The organism is Acidiferrobacterales bacterium, assembly GCA_028820695.1.
GTDB lineage: Bacteria > Pseudomonadota > Gammaproteobacteria > Arenicellales > JAJDZL01 > JAJDZL01.
In genome coordinates, this window is the sequence record JAPPIB010000058.1 from 1 (window position 1) to 17,503 (window position 17,503).

Here is a 17,503-nt window from a genome sequence, read left to right on the forward strand (position 1 = left end):
ACAAAGTGGAAACTTTAAACCGGACTAAATGTAAAGTTTTAATCGGAAGTGACAGGGGTTTTGTCGAGCCACCCAATCTTATGTGTCGAGCGTCAACACTAACCTTGATATTAACGACAATCAACTTTATTACGAATTCCGAATAAAGTTGATTGTCGTCAAACAAATGGTTGTGTCAGTTTCATAACATTGATTGATTGTGTGTAGCCTGTGGGATACAATTAATGCTTGATGAAAATTCTGCAAACTGAACACTTCAAGAAGTGGTTTGAAGGAATCAGAGATATTAGAGGGCAAGCAAGACTGGTTGCTCGGATTCGAAGATTTGGTTTGGACAATCCGGGTGATGTTAAATCAGTGGGGAGCGGAGTTTATGAACTTCGATTACATTTTAGTCCAGGATACCGAGTCTACTACGTTTATCAATCAGAAACTACTGCGATTCTCCTCTATGGTGGGATTAAAGACACTCAAAGTAGAGATATCAAAAGAGCACTAAAAATAGCTAAGGACTATCAGTTGGAAAATCATGAATCGAATAAACATTGAAGCAAGCGAAATTGGACAGAAAGTTTCCAGATGGAATCCCAAAGATTTCTTGATTAGCACTGAAGCATCGGTCGCTTATTTGGAGGCGGCATTCGAGGACGGTGACCCTCAACTAATTGTTGCAGCCATAGGCGATATCGCCAAGGCATACAGTATGACCAAGCTCGCCTCTAAAACTAGATTGAGCAGGGAAAGCTTGTACAAAGCCCTTTCGCAAAGAGGAAATCCGAGATTTGCAACAGTACTGAACCTGCTTCTCGCCTTGGACATGAAGCTCCAACCTGTTTCTGCCGTGCCAGATCAAGCACATTTGCATGGTTTTGTAAAGATGTGGGACCATGATTACCCATCTTCGGAAGGGAAAATCTATTTATTCGGTTTGCAAGACGGAGAGGCACAGCTGAAAGGTATTTTCTAATCATTGGAATGCGAAAATCAGGTGGTCCAAAATAAGGACCGCATCAAGAAACCATGGCGTGACTCAAATAGTGGATAAAGCAGAAATACAACATGGACAGTGCGCAATACATGAAACTAATCGGAGATGCTCGGGCATTCTGTCAGGCAGCGTACTTTATGGAGCAGGAAATTGCTCGTCTAGGCATCAATCCTGAAGACCTCTCTCCGGTTGGGAGAACGACTGGTTGGCCAGCACACGCGGTTTGGGAGTCTCTCAAAACTGCCAGTCACTTCAATCTTGGAATTGCCCTTGAACTTAGACTAAAGTGCTTGCTTCGACTTCAGAGTAGTAATCCTGGAACGACTCATTCGCTCGCCTGCTTATATGATGACATTTATGCAGTGAAGCCAGAATTCGCAAAAAGATTAGAAGACATGTTTCAACAATCTGTCACAGACAACCCATTCCGTATCCTTGCGTATTGTCGAGGTTCGGATGTAAACCAGCAACCCGAAAGTCCTCGCAATCGTCCAATTAACACATTGAAGGATTTTTTCGGGTATTTCGATGAAGATGTCGAGCTGTCGACCAAGCGACATGCTTGGGAGAGTTCCTCGAATCATCATAAGTGGCACCACTACATCGACCGGCTGGATGCATTTTTTTGTCTTTTTGATTCAAGTGAAATGCTTGCAATCGAATCAGCACGTAGATTAGGGCTTCTGAAATAGTCCCTTGCCAGTAAACAGCTGTCAAATGTTGAATTCATCGTTTTAAACGTGCCATTTATGAAGTGTGAAGCACGACAAATAAAATTGTTGAACCGAGTTCTGCAATCACGTTGGTCTATCTGGAAAGTAGAGGTACACCAAGCCTGTTGAAAACGAAGCGTCAATCATTCGACAATCTGGTTTGCCGTGGTCGGAGTTTGAGAGTTGATTTTATTGACTTGGCGATCATAAGAGATTAACGAAAAATTCGATGATTGCACTGGTTCGGGAACATTCCAACCGGGCCCACCAAACACAAAACCAAGCAATTCCATTTATGCTGCATTATTCTGATTAATCCAATCACGTAGCGCTTCGTCGATCCGTGTTTGCCAGCCGCGACCATCAGCTCGAAAGTGATCGATTACCTCCTTAGAGAGTCTTATCGTAGTTGAAACTTTGGGGTTATCCGATAAGGGACGTCCACGACGAACTTTCGCGGTGGAAAACTCTTCCGGCCATTTACCCTTAGATAGATCAGGCGCGGTATCAGGATCGAAATCTTTTGCTATAGAGCTGTTTTTCCCGTTCATTAGCTTTCCTCAGACTGATAATTCTGTATGCATCGTTTCGAATCGTCCAGACAAGAACTACCATTACACCATCAAGAAAACCAACGCTAATATATCGATGTTCACCATAGTTCTTTCGGTGGTCTTCGACAGTCAGTGTAGGACCGTTTAGAATTTCAGGTGCACGAGCCATATCCAGCCCTCTGACTTGGAGTGTTGTAATGCGCTTGTTGTCATCAAATTCGATTATCATGTAATGATTAATGTTATTACAATTATTGGTACCGTGTTATCCTAATTGTCAACCAGAGAATTGCAATCGAATCCACTTATTCAATTACCTTGCATTTGAACTGAATAAATCCATAGGTTCGGATACGTTGCGACCGGGCCCACCATCGCAATACATGCGAATTTTTCAGCCAAAGAACTCTGGTATCAGTTATCTGATGTTGTCTGCCAAAAAATTGATAGTCATACTGAGCCCACATCAACCGAGTTCTGAACATCTTCCACTAATACTGCATTCATATTGGTGCAAGATTTTTTCCGATCGTCACTCTACATACCCAGAGCAAAGAACTCTTTATCTCAACTGACATTGAGCGACAACCAAAGCAGGTTCTGAAAGTTTAGCAAATGCCCCACATTCTGATACTGTGAAGTCGATTAGCAGCGGGCCAGACAACAATTGTTGATCAAAGTACGGTTAATGGATTCCATAGGAAAAATTCGTGATCAATGCTCACTGGTTTGACGAAAGATTGTCCAAAGTTTCTGCAAAGACTTTCCAAGGTAGTCTGCGATTTGAATCTTTCATTCTGTTAAACGCGGTTTCTGCTTGATGAATGTCAATAATCTTACGCTGAATCAAGCGTTCAACAATCCAAATTGTGCCATATACTTCCACCGCCTCTGCATCGGCCGCCTTTCTCAGCGCCTGATCACCAGACAACAACGGGCAGTTTTCTGACTTTGCCAAGGCGAGTGCAAAGCAATCATTATTGCTGACTTTGGAATATTGAAGTATCAGCCTTTGTGCTTCCAGTACAGTAATACCATCCAGTTCCATGAGCTGTAAACCGAGGTCCAATAGTGAATGGTGCTGCTCTTCAAGTTCTTCATAAAACAATGTATCAGGGCAGTAAATGTCGTACGGCAGTTTGAATAACTGATCAATTAATTCCCCTTCCTCCAAGTCAATGAGCACATTAGCATCGCTGATCATTAACACCAACACTACCCTCCAGATTGCCCTCCAGTTTTCGACTCATGTGAAATCGATAAACCGACATGCCCAGTAGTTCAGCTGCTTTTGATTCTCCGATGTATTCTTCGGCCAACGCTCGACATACGAGTTGTTTGAACCGAAATGAACTTTCCTTAGGATAGGGTTCACCAGGCTCGTTTTTTCGCCAGCCTAGCTTGCTGAATTCTATGAAGTACTGTTTTTTCAAATTGGCGGATATCACACCGCACTGTTCCAAACGCATAAGGATCGCCGTCATACTGATGCCGAACTCATGCTTTAGCAGCAACAGTTCAATTGGTTCGATCGTATGTCGGTGCTTTCCCATAATTTCCACAACGGCTTTCTTCGGCAAAAGAAACGCGCCGGCGAATCGATTGCATGCCTTCTCTTCATCAAGGTTTTCAGCTAAACGGTTGAACAGTACGAGATGACCCAGTTCATGAGCCAATGTAAAGCGTTGGCGGTCACCGGTTAAATGGTTGGAAAATACAACAACTGGAAAATTGCCGATTCGGCCGGCCAGTCCGTCAAACCGATTGACTCCTTCCACCTGCGTACAGATGACCATGGTGCCTTTGGACTCCATTGCAGTGACGAGCTCTGGTATTGGGTCCAACCCCAGGTTCCATGCCTGGCGCATTTGGTTGGAAACATCTTCGATTTCCTCAAGGTCACCCACCTCTGCGGGAAGATCGGCAGGCAATGAAAATGTCGGAATGGGATTGTCTGTATCCGGATACAGGTCAAGTAGCATAGACCAACGCTCAGCCTGATTCATCACATCTGCCGTTAATCGATTGAGCAGTTTCTTTGGGAGGTTGGATTTTTTTCGATACTCAATTTCATGGAGTTCAACCTCTACCGGCCGGAAAAAATATTCAGTGCGTACGTTTAGTACATTTGCCATTTTCAGCAGATTGTTTGACGACGGCATATTGATGCCGTGTTCATACTTCTTTATTGCATTGGCAGACACGCCAACCTCTTCAGCGAGTTTACTCATGGAAAGCCCAGCTGCCTTACGTGCGCGCTGCAAACGTTGAGCAAACATATCAGTCCTCCGTGTTTGTTCTGAGATGGGTTTACATATTATAACTTAATATCGGTTATATAAACCCACTTGCGCGAAAGCCGTAAATTGAAATTAGGGAGTAATGCAATGAGTAGAAAAGGTCAACATGTCGTTCCTAGAGGTGATAAATGGGCAGTTCGCAAGACTGTTTCTGATCGAGTAACACGGAACTTTGATACTCAGCGAGAAGCTATAAAAGTCGCACGTGAGTTCGCTCGGAATCAGAAAACAGAACTTTACATCCACGGGCGTGATGGCCGAATTCGCGAACGTGATTCCTATGGAGATGATCCGTTTCCACCACCAGGATGAATGAATTGTGGTCGATGCTAAATTTAATCAGAATGTCTTTAAAAATTGTCCAATCGACCCTGACTACAAACCCATTATGTAGGCAGTTCTTTTCTGCAGCCTCTTTCGATTCGAATTCAAACTGCATCACTGAGATTCTCAACGGTTGGCGTTCTATTGCCGGTGATTCGGCTTTGAGATTAGGGCAATACTTTGGAACTTCTGGAGAGTTTTGGCTCAACCTCCAAAACTCTGCGAATTGCGCTTAGCACAGGAAAAAACGGAGCAGAATTTATGAACAGGTCACAAAGTGCGCGTGACATGGTCAAATCTTGCTCAACTTGTCGGAATTGAGGCCACGGTGCTCGATTGCGCCACTGCTGAATGAAATATATCGGAATCAATAGTCTGTCGCTAATTTTTGGTTAATGACGAGTTTCCATTTGGAATTCACTTCATTTTTCAGTGCGAATTCGTTGGGTAGATCTGAAATGGAAGGATCAAGTGGTTTAAGCGATTTAGCGCGACTAACAAACGGCAAAAGTGCAGCCGCTTGGTCATGATGACCCATGTTATCCAGTAGATAGCCCAGTCGTCGTAATGTTGTATTTTCATTAGCTGTTGCAAGTGCAGATAGATTGATTGAGTCAGCGCTTCCACCAATATCCTTTACAATCTGGGCAACATAATCTAGTCCTGCAGTCTTTCGAAAATATCGGGAGCAGTCAAATAATGTAAGTTCTACGCCGGCAACCTTGGCAAACCCTGATGAACTTTTCATCTGAACTAACCATTCGGGTTTATTCACATATTTAAATCGACGAGGGGACTGGAAAATAAACTGGACTTTATGTCGTCCGATCTGGATTGGACGCAATTGCCTCGGTGCAATTACTTGAAATACCATGCTAGCTTGGTGTGAGGCACCGTGATACTCTGCTGCTCGCAATGTATAGGCTTTTATTTGGCGTGCTGACGCACATCAAATAAAAGCCTATACATTATCAATCAATAATCCGAATTCTCAATCATCCTATTTGTCTCCCGATATCCGTTACCTGTTAATTTCAGAAAATCAGCGAGAGCAGTTTATTGGTTTCAAGTTCTACGAAAATGTAGACTATAAGTGGCTTTATAAGGATTTTGTTAAACTCAATCTCGGTTTGACGATAACCTATAATAGTCACTATGAAAAAGCATAATAAAAGAAAGATAAACCACTTATATCAAATTCTTCCTGAAGGATTTATCGCGGATGCAAAGTGGTTGACCGCCGCTGGCTATCCGAGTTCACTACGCAACCGATACATAGAAAGTGGCTGGTTGCTGCCGGTAGTTCGCGGCGTTTTCCGAAGACCGTTGTATCGTCTAGGTACCAAGGAGACGATCGCCCCATTGAGCTGGCAACATATAGTGGCTTCCCTCCAATTGGTGATGAGGTTGCCGGTCGCAGTTGGTGGACGTACAGCGCTTGAACTTAGTGGTTACGCTCATTATGTTTCAGATTCAGCACCAAGAGAAGTGCATATTTACAGCGACATAGGAACTCCTGGGTGGCTCAATAAAATCCAGCTAGACACTACTTTCGTATTTCATAACGCAAATAAGCTTTTTCCCAAAGTTCCAATATTCAGCGAACTGGAAAAGATTGGTACCGAGCCTCCATATGGAGAATCAAAATTGCCAAACGAAGCAAGTAGTTTAACTTGGTTCAACTTTGGTACAGGGAATTGGCCTATCTTTGTCTCTACACCAGAGCGAGCCGTATTAGAGGTTTTAGATGAGCTTCCAGATAGAGAGACATTTGAGCAGGTCAATATGCTGATGGACAGCCTCGTTGACATCAGTCCGAGTCGCATGGGGCATGTGTTACGAGAATGTCGCAGCATCAAAGTCAAGCGCTTATTTTTCTGGTTTGTAGAGCAACACAATCACTTATGGCTTGAACGACTTGACCGAGATGGAGTCGAACTTGGTAGCGGTAAGCGTATGCTCATCAAAGGTGGGAGAATGGATCCGAAATATTTGATCACAGTGCCGCGCGGAATAGAAGATCGTGGATGAACAATACAGGAGGCAGGTTGCGTTGCTGGTGCGTATTCTTCCCTATGTGGCGGAAGAGAGGTGCTTTGCTCTGAAGGGAGGGACTGCGATCAATCTGTTTATTCGGGATTTACCGAGATTGTCCGTGGATATTGATTTAACCTATTTACCAGTGGAAAATCGTAGTCAGTCTCTAAGGAGCATCGATGCTGCACTGAGTAGAATTGAAAATCGTCTTTTGGAATCGGTTCCGGCGATCCGCGTGTACCAAGGAAGACTTCCGCAAGAGAACGTTATCAACAAGCTCTATGTTCGTGAACGAAATGTTCAAATCAAAATTGAAGTAACTCCAGTCTTGCGAGGTTGTGTGTATGAATCTTCAGACAGAAGCGTTACAAAAACAGTCGAAGAAAATTTCGGTTTTTCCGTCAATCAAGTCTTATCTATCGCCGACCTATATGCAGGTAAACTAATCGCAGCACTCCATCGACAGCATCCACGAGATTTGTTTGACATCCGCGATATGCTATTGACTGAAGGTGTCGACGATAAGATGCGTATAGCATTCGTTGTTTATCTGATCAGCCATCACCGTCCCATCGCGACGCTACTATCTCCAGCTCGGCGAGACATTAGTAGAGAATTTACTCGCGGCTTGGTCGGGTTGGTCCAGAATCCTATAGCACTTGATGAACTCGTTCAGGTACGTGAAACTTTAATTGCCGAATTAGTGGGACAAATGCCGGTTGCACATCGACAGTTCCTGTTAACTTTTCAAAAATGCAATCCCGATTGGTCGTTGCTTGGAGTTAAGCACGTGAGGACACTGCCGGCGATTAGATGGAGAATGAAAAAGCTATCGCTGATGGATGAAATAGAACGCGCCGACCACATTGCACAGCTTGAATCGATTATTTGACGTTGTATTTATGCATCAAAGGACAGCGTATCGCGCCGTTAAAGCAATACGCTTAACGGTGAAAAATATATTTTCGAGAAATAGTCTATTCGGAATTTTTGTTGATGTGCCTGAAGTCAGCATCCTATCATCCAGGTGGCAGAGATTGAACAAAGAGGAAAAGTGTATAGATGAACGATTTAAATTTGCAAATTGAGAAAGATGGAAATCCGCAATTTGCGGTGGTACCGATAGAAACCTATAGAGAGATTATTGCAAAGCTGAGGGATATCGAAGATTATGCCGCCATTGACCAAGCGATTCTTGAAGACCGCGACGGTCGAACTGTTCCTGCTGAGACCGTCAAGCAATTTTGAGCGATGTCTCGCCGCTGCGAGCGTGGAGAGAGAACTACGGAATCAATTTAGCGTCATTAGCCAAGTAAGTTGGATTCTCGAAGAGTTATCTATCAAGGATTGAGAATCGCCGCAAACGTGGCACACTATCTGTCTATCGACGAATATCACTAGTACTAGGTGTGCCCATTGATGATTTAGTTGAATGGAGTAACCACCCCCCCCCCGTCACGCACCACATTTGACGATAACTCTCACTGATCCGACTTGGGCATGTCAGCGGGGTCGATTCCTGGAACATGAGTTACACCCGACAGTTCTTTCCAGTTTACCGGATAGGCGGCGTAAAAAATGACACATTTCTGGTCCGCCTCATATTTCACATGATTGTCCTTCGGGACATACATCAGGTCCCCTGGATTAAGCACGTAGTCCTGGCCATCGACCACGAGGCGAAAAGTACCCTGATGACAAAAAATTAACTCATCACAGGTCAGGTCCCAGGGAACTGAAACATTGTTCAGGAAATTCACTCCCCCGGCCATGCTCGCACCCATTTTCGTGTTCACAAAGGGTTTAATAAACGTGCCGCCTTCTTCCAAATTTTCCAATCGGTCAGCGACTTCATCGAATCGATATACTGATGGCTTACTCATATGATTTCTCTTGCTTGAATTGTTGTGGGATTTTGTCTTGTTAAGTATTTGAACTAATCGCCTAAGCCATGACTCGAGAATCAATTTCAGGCTGCATCGACACTTGGCCAGTAATCGAATAAGTTACCGAGGGAGGTTCTTCAAATACAAGAGCGCATTGTATTCGCATTTGGACGACAACATCGGAAAAGGCTGTCTGTCCTCGTGTGGAGGTGATTGATGTGTATCCAGCTTGTCCAACGCAGAATATCCCATAATTCCACTGTGAGAACCGTATAAACCTCAACAAGTGGGACCGGTATCGACAGAAGGCTCAACGCACGACAACCAGGCAGTGATGCACCCGCAACAGTCTCAAGGCCGCCCAACGCCGCATGCCAGCGACTTCAATCTGGTAAGCGCGGCGACAGGCCCGAACTGCCTCGAGGGCTGAGGCGCCGGTTCCATGCGCACTGCCAATTCCTCAAGATCGTCAAGAGTTCCTGTCATGCAACGGCAGCCGTTCTTCAAATCAAGTCTTCCAGATCAACATTTAATGTATCTGCAAGTTTAGCTAATGTCGTAGTAGACCCAGTACGTTTACCTGTTTCAATCTGCGAAAGATAGACTACATTTATTCCAATTTGTTCGGCAAGCCGTTTCTGCGTTATTCCGCGATATTCACGGTACACTTTGACAGCGCTTTCGCCAGCCAGTAAACGATCTACCACTTCAATCGGAAATGATTCTTCATTGACAACAGTTGCGCTGTCGTAAAGTTCTCCATCATCTAACTCGAAGTTCGGGTCGAAGGCCTTCAAACGTTTATACAGTTGCCATGGAATGACAGCAAATGCCGGTCGACCTTCTTCGTTGAAAATCACTTGTGTCATAGTCATTTTTTGCTCCTTTTGTCTCTATATGTCTCGTCTAAGACCGATACGTAAAACTTCAATTTTTTGAACTTCATCTCTTCGGTCAAAGATGACGCTCCAGTCACCTGATCTCATTCGAAATCCTTCCCGGTTCCGCAGCCTGGCTGCGTCGATGTCGCTTCTATGCGGATCTTCAGTCAACTTCGCTAATTCACCATGTACGCGGACTGCGTCATGTTTAGGCATCCTTCGGAATGATTTCAATGCCGACTTCCTGATCTTCAGAATTTCGTGATGAGATGGGAGAATTTCTCGAAATAAACAAGAAGCGGATCTACCGTTGTCGACTTTGCGTAGCAATGTGGAGGCAATGGGCGGGAAATTGAGTTTGACGGTTGAGTTTCCGGCCCTGGGACTGTGGTAATTGATGGGCGTGGAGAGAGAACTGCAGAATCAATTTGTCACAATTAGCCAAGCAAGTCAGTGTGTCGAAGAGTATCAAATTACATTTGTCACTGACAAGGCTATTTGACTCATATTCATGGGGTCGTCCGCAGCCTTGCCCCGTGTCTTTGTGTCAGCCCTGTGCTGTGACGTGACACTTCGCATGACACTTACAGCTTCAGGCAGAGCAAATTGCTCGCCAGCTACTTTGTCGACAAACCGACCACCGCGAATTTCCCCCCGATCTTCCATCCGCCTGTAAATTGCCCTAAGTTCGCTCCATGCAGGAAAAAACCTACCTTCCTTGTCCAATAGAGCACGGAAGACAACACCGTATCTTCTTAGTAACACGTCAGCAGCATATTGATTCGCTTCCAGTTGAGATATGCTGACTGTCGGCTTCGATGCTGCGCCGAACAGCAACGACCACCGTCCGGACATATGTACACCGGAACTGTAGGACGATCTGAATCTGGAATGATTTCGCCTGCTCTTGTCTGGAACCAGTAGGGCTCGAACTCCCCCGTAGTGATCGCAAGTCGCATTCCCTGTCGCAAACAGCTCAATCAGCCCCTGTTCCAAGTGACCAGGCATCTGTCTGATCTGTTCAAGAAGTTCGGAATAGAACATCGGTCCAAACTCATACAGAGCCTCCCAAATCTGCTGCGCTATACCTGAAAGCAACGGTTTCGTCTCGCGTTGATTATCGGTCAGCACCCTCCAATGTCCCAAACGATTTCGCTGAAGAAACGTGAGCGGAATCGATCTGATTACCCCGCCATATCGAGTTCGATACCTACCACCCTCTGGGCTCGTCTTAAGATACGACGGCACGGACAACCGCGTCCACACAATATTGCCAGATGCGGCGAGTCGATCGAGCAATTCAGGCGAATACCCGAAAATTCTGGAGGGCAGAATATCTGCTTCCCAATTCCTGACCTTCGCCTCGTATCCTTCCATCTGCTCGAGTACCTGTCCAAGGGCATCCGGTCCCTCACCCATCGTGTCGGGGCTCAGCCTTGACCATCTCGCCAGGTAGGTCAGATATTGATCTATATTGATTGGCTGAATCTGTTTTCTCAAGCCCGAAATTGTTGACTTGTGAAGACGCGACAGAAAGTGTCGCTCACACCATTGCATCGGTTCACAATCTGTCCGGAAACTGCCTCTCATCACACTGCCCTCAGACTCAAGTCTGGTCAATGCAATCTCGACAGAACCGGGCGGAAGATCGATTGACCTTGCAATTTCCGAGGTGGTCACAGGCCCCACCATTTCCATTCTTCCGCGAATCACAGAGACAAGCGCATCTTCGCTGTCGGCAATTGTCTTGCGCACAATGCTCGCCGACTCAATATGCGGAGAAATCTGTGACTGCGGATGCACGAGCTTCATCTCGTCCAGTCTTTCCGCAGATACCCACAGTTCATCACCGTTGGGTGTCGTCAGTCTTGTGGCCCTGTGGTCAGCAACCAACTGTTCAAGGAACAACTGCCAAGGACTTTCGGACCATTCCCCGTGTTGCGATCCGGTTTTCGGAAACGCCTCATTGACATGCAAATAACCAATGCCAACCAACACATCGTGTAATTGTTCCGCGCTAACCGGATCAGGCCACGCCTGAAAACAGAGTTTTTCAATCACTTGCGCATCCAGCAAGCCATATTCAGTCACATCTGCCGAACTCAGATAACGACGGGACTGCACAGCAAGTGTTCTTCGCTCTTCCGCGGGTGCATCATCAAGAAAGGCATATTGTTTTGCCGTCAAAATCTCCTGTGCGAGCGGAGACGGTTCACTCAGATCACGGCATACAACTGAAACCTGATCGGTTTCTATCCTTTCCAACAATGACTCCAATCCTTCCAAGTCCATCAGATCGTGAGTGCAATCCATCAGGGTTTGATCGACCAGGGGATGACTCGGGATTTCGACCGGACCGACTATGTTCTCCTGACATGCCAGTTGATCGGGAAACACCACGGACAACAGGTCCTCGGAATCGTTTCTCTGAAACGGTGGTGGAACCTTCTTTCCGTTTCGGAACCGGAGCACGGCAAGTGCGACGCTAGCCGCCCAACGCCACCGCACACCGAACATAGGCGCACCAAGTACTGCCTGTCTGACTATCGTGGTGGCGGTTGATCGTTTTACATACCCTTTCACCTCCTCCAGTGCGAAACTGTGAGTCGGACCGAGCGACAGCAAAAAGTTATCCTCCAACGCGGCAGCTTGCAACTCAAAATTGAATCTGACACAAAAGCGTTTTCTCAGGGCCAGCCCCCAAGCCCGATTCAATCTGGAACCGTATACACTGTGAATGACGAGATGCCAATCGTTCATCTCATCAAAAAACCGTTCGAAGACAATTGTGTTCTGGGTCGGGATGACGCCGAGTGCCTTTTTGGCCGCGGCCAGATATTCAACAATCTGCTCACAGATATGTGTATCGATATGGCAGTAAGCCTGAACCAGACTGACAATCTCTTCCGAATCAGCTTTATCCAGTAATTGACTTACATACCCGCGCAGATCAGACACAGCGCCGCTCAACTCGATACTACGCCCCCTGCCATCACCCAACCAAAATGGGATATTCGGTGGCTGGCCACGAGCGTCCTCAACTCGGACAATACCTTTTTCGACGCGGCGAATCCGATACGACATATTGCCTAACTGAAAAATGTCTCCGACAAGACTTTCAAATGCAAAATCCTCGTTGACAGTACCGATCCGAATGTCTTCCGGTTCCAGGATGACGTCGTAATCGAACTGATCTGGTATGACTCCGGCATTGGTCGCTGCGGCAAGACGGGCGCCAGCCCGTGCGCGCACGACTCGATTGACTGCATCGAGATATAGGTATGCTCCCCGCCGTCCGCGTCGAAGCGAGAACCCTTCGGACAGCATCTGCAAGATCTCATGAAAACGATCAAGCGCAATGTCTCGATACGGATACGCTGTCAAAACGCATTGATAAAGATCATCGATATTCCAATCCCGTGCGCTGACTTCACTGACAATCTGCTGAGCCAGTGCATCCAATGAGCCATGACAGATCTCGAGAGTCTCCAATTCACCATCGGCCACTGCCTTGAACAGTGCAGCGCTTTCAATCAGTTCATCTCTTGTTGTCGGGAACATCACCCCTTTCGGAGTCTTCTCCAGTGTATGACCGGAACGGCCGACTCTTTGCAGGAAAACCGCAATTGACCGGGGTGACGAGATCTGACAGACCAGATCGATGTCACCGATATCAATTCCCATCTCAAGCGACGCAGTCGCGACGAGTACTTTCAGTGAACCACTTTTCAATTTCTGTTCGACATCAAATCGATGTTCTTTGGAAAGGCTTCCATGATGCGAGCCGACATGGTCCTTTCCGATCAGTTCCGCGAGGTGTCGACTCGCACGTTCGACATGACGACGTGTATTGACGAAAATCAGCGTTGTCCGGTGTTGCTCCACAAGGTCTGCAATTTTCCGATAGGTTTCCTGCCAGCTCTCTGTAGACATCACAGACTCGAGAGGACGTGATGGAACTTCGATTCTCAGATCCCACTCGCGTATGTGACCCGAATCCACGATTACACAATCATGTTGCTCTTTTCCGGTCAGGTATGACGCAATCCGATTGATCGGTTTCTGTGTGGCGGACAACCCTATTTTCACGGTTGGTGCAGACACTATGGATTCGAGTCGGGCGACTGAAAGTGAGAGGTGGGCACCTCGCTTGTTGCTGACCAGCGAATGGATTTCGTCCACAATCAGACGCTTTACCGAACTCAGCATCTTCCTGCCGGACTTGGAAGTCAGAAGCAGATATAGCGATTCCGGTGTGGTGACAAGAATATGCGGCGGTTTCCTTGCCATTTTCTGGCGTTCTGATTGTGACGTGTCACCGGTACGAACACCGCTTCGAATGTGAATGTCTCCAAAACCGGATTCGGCGAGGCGCTCTCTTATTCCCGCCAACGGCAATTCAAGATTTCTGTCGATGTCATACGACAGCGCCTTGAGCGGAGAGACATATACAACGTGTGTTCCCTCCGGAACGCCACCCTGGGCAACACCGAGCTGAACAAGCTCATCGATGACCGCTAGAAATGCTGCGAGTGTCTTGCCCGAACCGGTCGGTGCGGCGACAATGACATTGCGGTGGTCCTGTATCGCAGGCCAAGCCGATTTCTGACAATCTGTAGCACTGTCATAGGTTGCTTCGAACCACCTTTCGACTTGCGGATGAAAACTAAAATCCAACTGTTCGATATCGCCCAATTCTTACACCTTCACAAGCAAAAAATACACAGAATGAATCATGCTGCACTCGCTTTGGATGCATCATCCGACAGCAAAAAATTTCTCCAGTCTGATGTTGAAATTGCAAGACATAAAATATAATTTGCAGCAGCACACCCCATGGGAAGTCAAATGGAAGTCTTGGCGCAGGAAAGCAGCTGGTGGAAAAGTGTTTTGCTTTAGCGAAGGGCTCATCAGCTAGCTGTCAGTATCTCGATTTGTCCGTCTGCCTTATTATCCCAAATTTCGCATCGCGATTGAACTTGGTGTATGTGCCCACATTTTGAACTTTCTTCGAACCGACTATTCTGTTCCGGTCGTCGATCATATTGACGCTCTCCATAAACAGTCCTCTGGGTCCTTGGGTATTCATGACCACCCTCTGTTTTTCGGGACAGACCGGAGTCTCGGTCTGACGATGAATTATTCCGGAGATTGAAACAATTGTTCAACACCTTAACCGCAATATCCTCCTTGCTGATCAGCTACGCATTCCTTTTCAGCGGCAACTCGATGCTTCTGACACTACTCGCACTTCGCGCCCAACAGGAAAACTTCCCAATCATTCTGATCGGCTGTCTCAGTGCAGTGTATTTTCTCGGGCTGTACCTTGGCGCAAAGTTCAGCAGCAGCATCGTAGCCCGATGCGGGTATGGCCGAGCCTACGCGATATTCGCCGGTTACGGAGCGGTCTGTGCACTGCTTCATGCATTGATCGTCGATCCCTATGCATGGCTGACGATTCGGCTCGGTACCGGCTTTTGCATCGCCGGTCTTATCATGGTTACCGAAAGTTGGATCAATGCTCAGGCAACGCGGACGACAAGGGGACAGATCCTCTCGATGTACATGATCACCCACTTTCTCGCATCAGGAACCGGCCAGCTGTTCATCCCATTTCTGGATGCGTCAGGATTCCAGTTGTTCTCAGTTGCTGCCATCGGCTATACGCTCTCACTCGCACCGGTACTTCTGACCAGGTTGCCGGCACCGGCTCTGAAAGCTCGACAGGCTTTCAAGTTTCGTGAGATCTATGCGTATTCACCCACCGCCGTGTCGGGGGCCATCTGCTGTGGACTGACGACTTCCGCCGTATACGGACTGGCGCCGGTCTATGTTCAGGGATTGGGCATGACAACAGCCACCACCGCATATTTCATGGCATTGTTTATCTTCAGTGGTGGACTGTTGCAGTGGCCGATCGGACGAATATCGGATCACTTCGACCGCCGAAAATTAATTACCATCATGTGTTTTGCAAGCGGGGTCGTGTCCGTTGTAGTCATCTTCTCACCAGGGATCAACCTGATCGTCTTTCTGATATCAGCATCCTTTTACGGAGCGTTCTCGTTTACGATCTACCCGATCGCATTGGCCTACATGAACGACTGTGTCGATAAAACCAAATTGCTTCATGCAGCGGCCGGGATGCTCACCGCTTACAGTACCGGTTCGATAATCGGTCCCATACTGGCGGCGTTAGCAGTTGACCTGTTCGGTTATCACTTTCTGTTTGTATTCACCGCGACGATTCTATTGCTTTATGCCGCACTCGTCATTTGGCGAACAAAAGTGAGAGAGGCACCGAAGAAGAAAAAATTCAGCCGCATCGGTCGAAATGGCGTGACGCAAATAAAACGCAAAACCGGGCACAAGAAAGCTAATGATCCGATGGATGAAAAGGCCGACGCCACCGAGTCCAATCAAGAGTCGTAACGGCCACTTTCGTCAAAATCCAGCGAGTCGCCACGGTTAAGTCCTCCTGTGACTTAAGGGTTTCTCAAAAGTCTGATCAGACTCGAGGTATCCCAGCGGTTGCCGCCCATGGCCTGAATCTCTGCATAGAACTGATCAACCAGGGCGGTGATCGGGAGTCTCGCACCGGCCTTGTTCGCCTCGCCGAGACAGATTGACAGGTCCTTGCGCATCCAGTCTACCGCGAACCCAAATTCGAACTGATCATCCACCATGGTCACGCCACGATTTTCCATCTGCCACGACTGGGCTGCGCCCTTCGATATGACATCCAGCACCAGCTTCTCATCCAGGCCTACTTTTGCCGCGAAGTTCAACGCTTCTGACAGTCCCTGCAGCAAGCCTGCGATGGAAATCTGGTTGACCATCTTGGTCAGTTGACCGCTGCCGACCGGGCCCATCAATGTCACCGCCCTGCCGTAGCTGCTCATGATCGGAGCGACCAATTCAAAGACTGAACTGTCTCCGCCTGCCATTACCGTCAAAATCCCGTTTTCCGCCCCTGCCTGACCACCTGAAACCGGGGCATCTATGAAGTGAAGTCCGGAATCCGCGGCAACTTGCGCAAGCTTTTTCGCGATCTGCGCCGATGCGGTGGTGTGATCAACGAATACCGCCCCGGACTTCATTCCGGAATAGGCGCCATTGTCACCACAGCAGATTTCCTCAACATCACTGTCATTGCCTACGCAGGCAAAAACGTAGTCTGCATCCTTTACTGCGTCGGCCGGAGTTGCTGCTTTACAGCCGTTGTGCTCATTGACCCACCGTTCCGACTTGCTTGCGGTGCGGTTGTAGACACATACGTCATACCCATTTGCCGCAAGATGGCCAGCCATCGGATAACCCATCACACCAAGTCCTAAAAAGGCGGTTTTCACACCATTTTTATCTGAATTCGAGACCATTAATCTTTCCTAACTGTCAGTTTTACCGTGTACCGAACTTCAGGCTGATCACGGCATATCCACGATGATTGAAAAAAAATTCTTCAGTCAGATGATCAACCGGAAATTCGGAGCCAATTGGCTGCCATTATAATGATTGATCGAATCGGACTTTCAGTTTCAAAACTCACGCAAACCAATGAAATATCCCATCAAAGTGAGACTTGCCGACGTTCACGATGCAGCAACACTGGCAGACTTCACACGCAGCATAGCGTCGGAAACCGAGCAGGTCGAACTCAACCCGCAAACAGTTTCAAACGGCGTCCAGGCAGTGTTCGAAAATCCTGGACTGGGATTCTACGTCGTCGCAACCTTGCAGGACGAAATTGTCGGTTGCCTGATGGTGAGGCATTTTCGTTAACTGAAAACCGTTGGTATGACTCGCGATCGCAAGGGGGC

17 protein-coding genes are annotated in these 17,503 nt (G+C 47.2%); 9 read left to right on the forward strand and 8 right to left on the reverse strand.

The genetic code is table 11. The annotated features are described in order from the left end of the window. The first annotated feature begins 231 nt into the window (after positions 1-231). From OXI60_12345 to OXI60_12355, 3 genes are all read left to right on the forward strand, one after another. A complete protein-coding gene (locus tag OXI60_12345) occupies positions 232-549 on the forward strand; it encodes a type II toxin-antitoxin system RelE/ParE family toxin (protein MDE0310598.1) in 318 nt (105 codons plus the stop codon). Beyond that, a complete protein-coding gene (locus tag OXI60_12350) occupies positions 530-967 on the forward strand; it encodes a putative addiction module antidote protein (GenBank protein MDE0310599.1) in 438 nt (145 codons plus the stop codon). The genes OXI60_12345 and OXI60_12350 overlap by 20 nt, the downstream gene beginning before the upstream one ends. Before the next feature lie 92 nt (positions 968-1,059). Continuing rightward, a complete protein-coding gene (locus tag OXI60_12355) occupies positions 1,060-1,680 on the forward strand; it encodes a hypothetical protein (protein MDE0310600.1) in 621 nt (206 codons plus the stop codon). A 314-nt stretch (positions 1,681-1,994) separates the two neighbouring features. On the opposite strand, the gene OXI60_12360 is transcribed toward OXI60_12355, so the two are convergent. The 3 genes from OXI60_12360 to OXI60_12370 all read right to left on the reverse strand — a co-directional run bounded on the left by OXI60_12360 (position 1,995) and on the right by OXI60_12370 (position 4,534). Further along, the gene (locus tag OXI60_12360; GenBank protein ID MDE0310601.1) at positions 1,995-2,252 is read right to left on the reverse strand and encodes a BrnA antitoxin family protein; all 258 of its coding nucleotides are present in this window, start codon (positions 2,250-2,252) and stop codon (positions 1,995-1,997) included. Between the two features lie 724 nt (positions 2,253-2,976). Continuing rightward, positions 2,977-3,459, reverse strand: coding sequence for a DUF3368 domain-containing protein (locus OXI60_12365; protein MDE0310602.1), 483 nt, complete (start codon positions 3,457-3,459; stop codon positions 2,977-2,979). After that, complete coding sequence (locus OXI60_12370; GenBank protein MDE0310603.1) at positions 3,443-4,534, reverse strand: XRE family transcriptional regulator; 1,092 nt, start codon at positions 4,532-4,534, stop codon at positions 3,443-3,445. Before OXI60_12370 ends, OXI60_12365 begins: the two co-directional genes overlap by 17 nt. A 108-nt stretch (positions 4,535-4,642) precedes the next feature. Between OXI60_12370 and OXI60_12375 the strand changes: the two genes are divergently transcribed. Beyond that, on the forward strand, positions 4,643-4,867 hold the full coding sequence (locus OXI60_12375; protein MDE0310604.1) for a DUF2188 domain-containing protein: 225 nt from the start codon (positions 4,643-4,645) through the stop codon (positions 4,865-4,867). A gap of 379 nt (positions 4,868-5,246) precedes the next feature. Here the strand turns inward: OXI60_12375 and OXI60_12380 are convergent, their stop codons facing one another. Then, entirely contained in the window at positions 5,247-5,795 is a 549-nt protein-coding gene (locus OXI60_12380) for a hypothetical protein (GenBank protein ID MDE0310605.1), read from the reverse strand. 239 nt (positions 5,796-6,034) lie between these two features. On the opposite strand from OXI60_12380, the gene OXI60_12385 reads away from it, so the two are divergent. The 3 genes from OXI60_12385 (at position 6,035) to OXI60_12395 (ending at position 8,164) form a co-directional block, all read left to right on the forward strand. Beyond that, the gene (locus tag OXI60_12385) at positions 6,035-6,910 is read left to right on the forward strand and encodes a type IV toxin-antitoxin system AbiEi family antitoxin domain-containing protein (GenBank protein ID MDE0310606.1); all 876 of its coding nucleotides are present in this window, start codon (positions 6,035-6,037) and stop codon (positions 6,908-6,910) included. Continuing rightward, on the forward strand, positions 6,903-7,808 hold the full coding sequence (locus OXI60_12390; protein ID MDE0310607.1) for a nucleotidyl transferase AbiEii/AbiGii toxin family protein: 906 nt from the start codon (positions 6,903-6,905) through the stop codon (positions 7,806-7,808). Before OXI60_12385 ends, OXI60_12390 begins: the two co-directional genes overlap by 8 nt. Before the next feature lie 170 nt (positions 7,809-7,978). Further along, positions 7,979-8,164, forward strand: coding sequence for a hypothetical protein (locus OXI60_12395; GenBank protein MDE0310608.1), 186 nt, complete (start codon positions 7,979-7,981; stop codon positions 8,162-8,164). Between the two features lie 233 nt (positions 8,165-8,397). Here the strand turns inward: OXI60_12395 and OXI60_12400 are convergent, their stop codons facing one another. The 3 genes from OXI60_12400 to OXI60_12410 form a co-directional block, all read right to left on the reverse strand. Next, entirely contained in the window at positions 8,398-8,799 is a 402-nt protein-coding gene (locus OXI60_12400; protein ID MDE0310609.1) for a cupin domain-containing protein, read from the reverse strand. A gap of 506 nt (positions 8,800-9,305) precedes the next feature. After that, positions 9,306-9,677, reverse strand: a complete 372-nt coding sequence (locus OXI60_12405) for a helix-turn-helix transcriptional regulator (GenBank protein ID MDE0310610.1) — start codon at positions 9,675-9,677, stop codon at positions 9,306-9,308. Between the two features lie 474 nt (positions 9,678-10,151). Next, positions 10,152-14,360 carry a DEAD/DEAH box helicase gene (locus OXI60_12410; GenBank protein ID MDE0310611.1) on the reverse strand — a complete coding sequence of 1,403 codons (4,209 nt, stop codon included), beginning with the start codon at positions 14,358-14,360 and terminating at the stop codon, positions 10,152-10,154. Positions 14,361-14,843: 483 nt separating this feature from the next. On the opposite strand from OXI60_12410, the gene OXI60_12415 reads away from it, so the two are divergent. Next, entirely contained in the window at positions 14,844-16,115 is a 1,272-nt protein-coding gene (locus tag OXI60_12415) for an MFS transporter (GenBank protein MDE0310612.1), read from the forward strand. A gap of 53 nt (positions 16,116-16,168) precedes the next feature. On the opposite strand, the gene OXI60_12420 is transcribed toward OXI60_12415, so the two are convergent. Further along, positions 16,169-17,062 carry an NAD(P)-dependent oxidoreductase gene (locus tag OXI60_12420; protein MDE0310613.1) on the reverse strand — a complete coding sequence of 298 codons (894 nt, stop codon included), beginning with the start codon at positions 17,060-17,062 and terminating at the stop codon, positions 16,169-16,171. 178 nt (positions 17,063-17,240) lie between these two features. Here OXI60_12420 and OXI60_12425 point away from each other — a divergent pair, with 178 nt between their 5' ends. Next, positions 17,241-17,465, forward strand: coding sequence for a hypothetical protein (locus OXI60_12425; protein MDE0310614.1), 225 nt, complete (start codon positions 17,241-17,243; stop codon positions 17,463-17,465). The last annotated feature ends 38 nt before the right edge of the window (positions 17,466-17,503 follow it).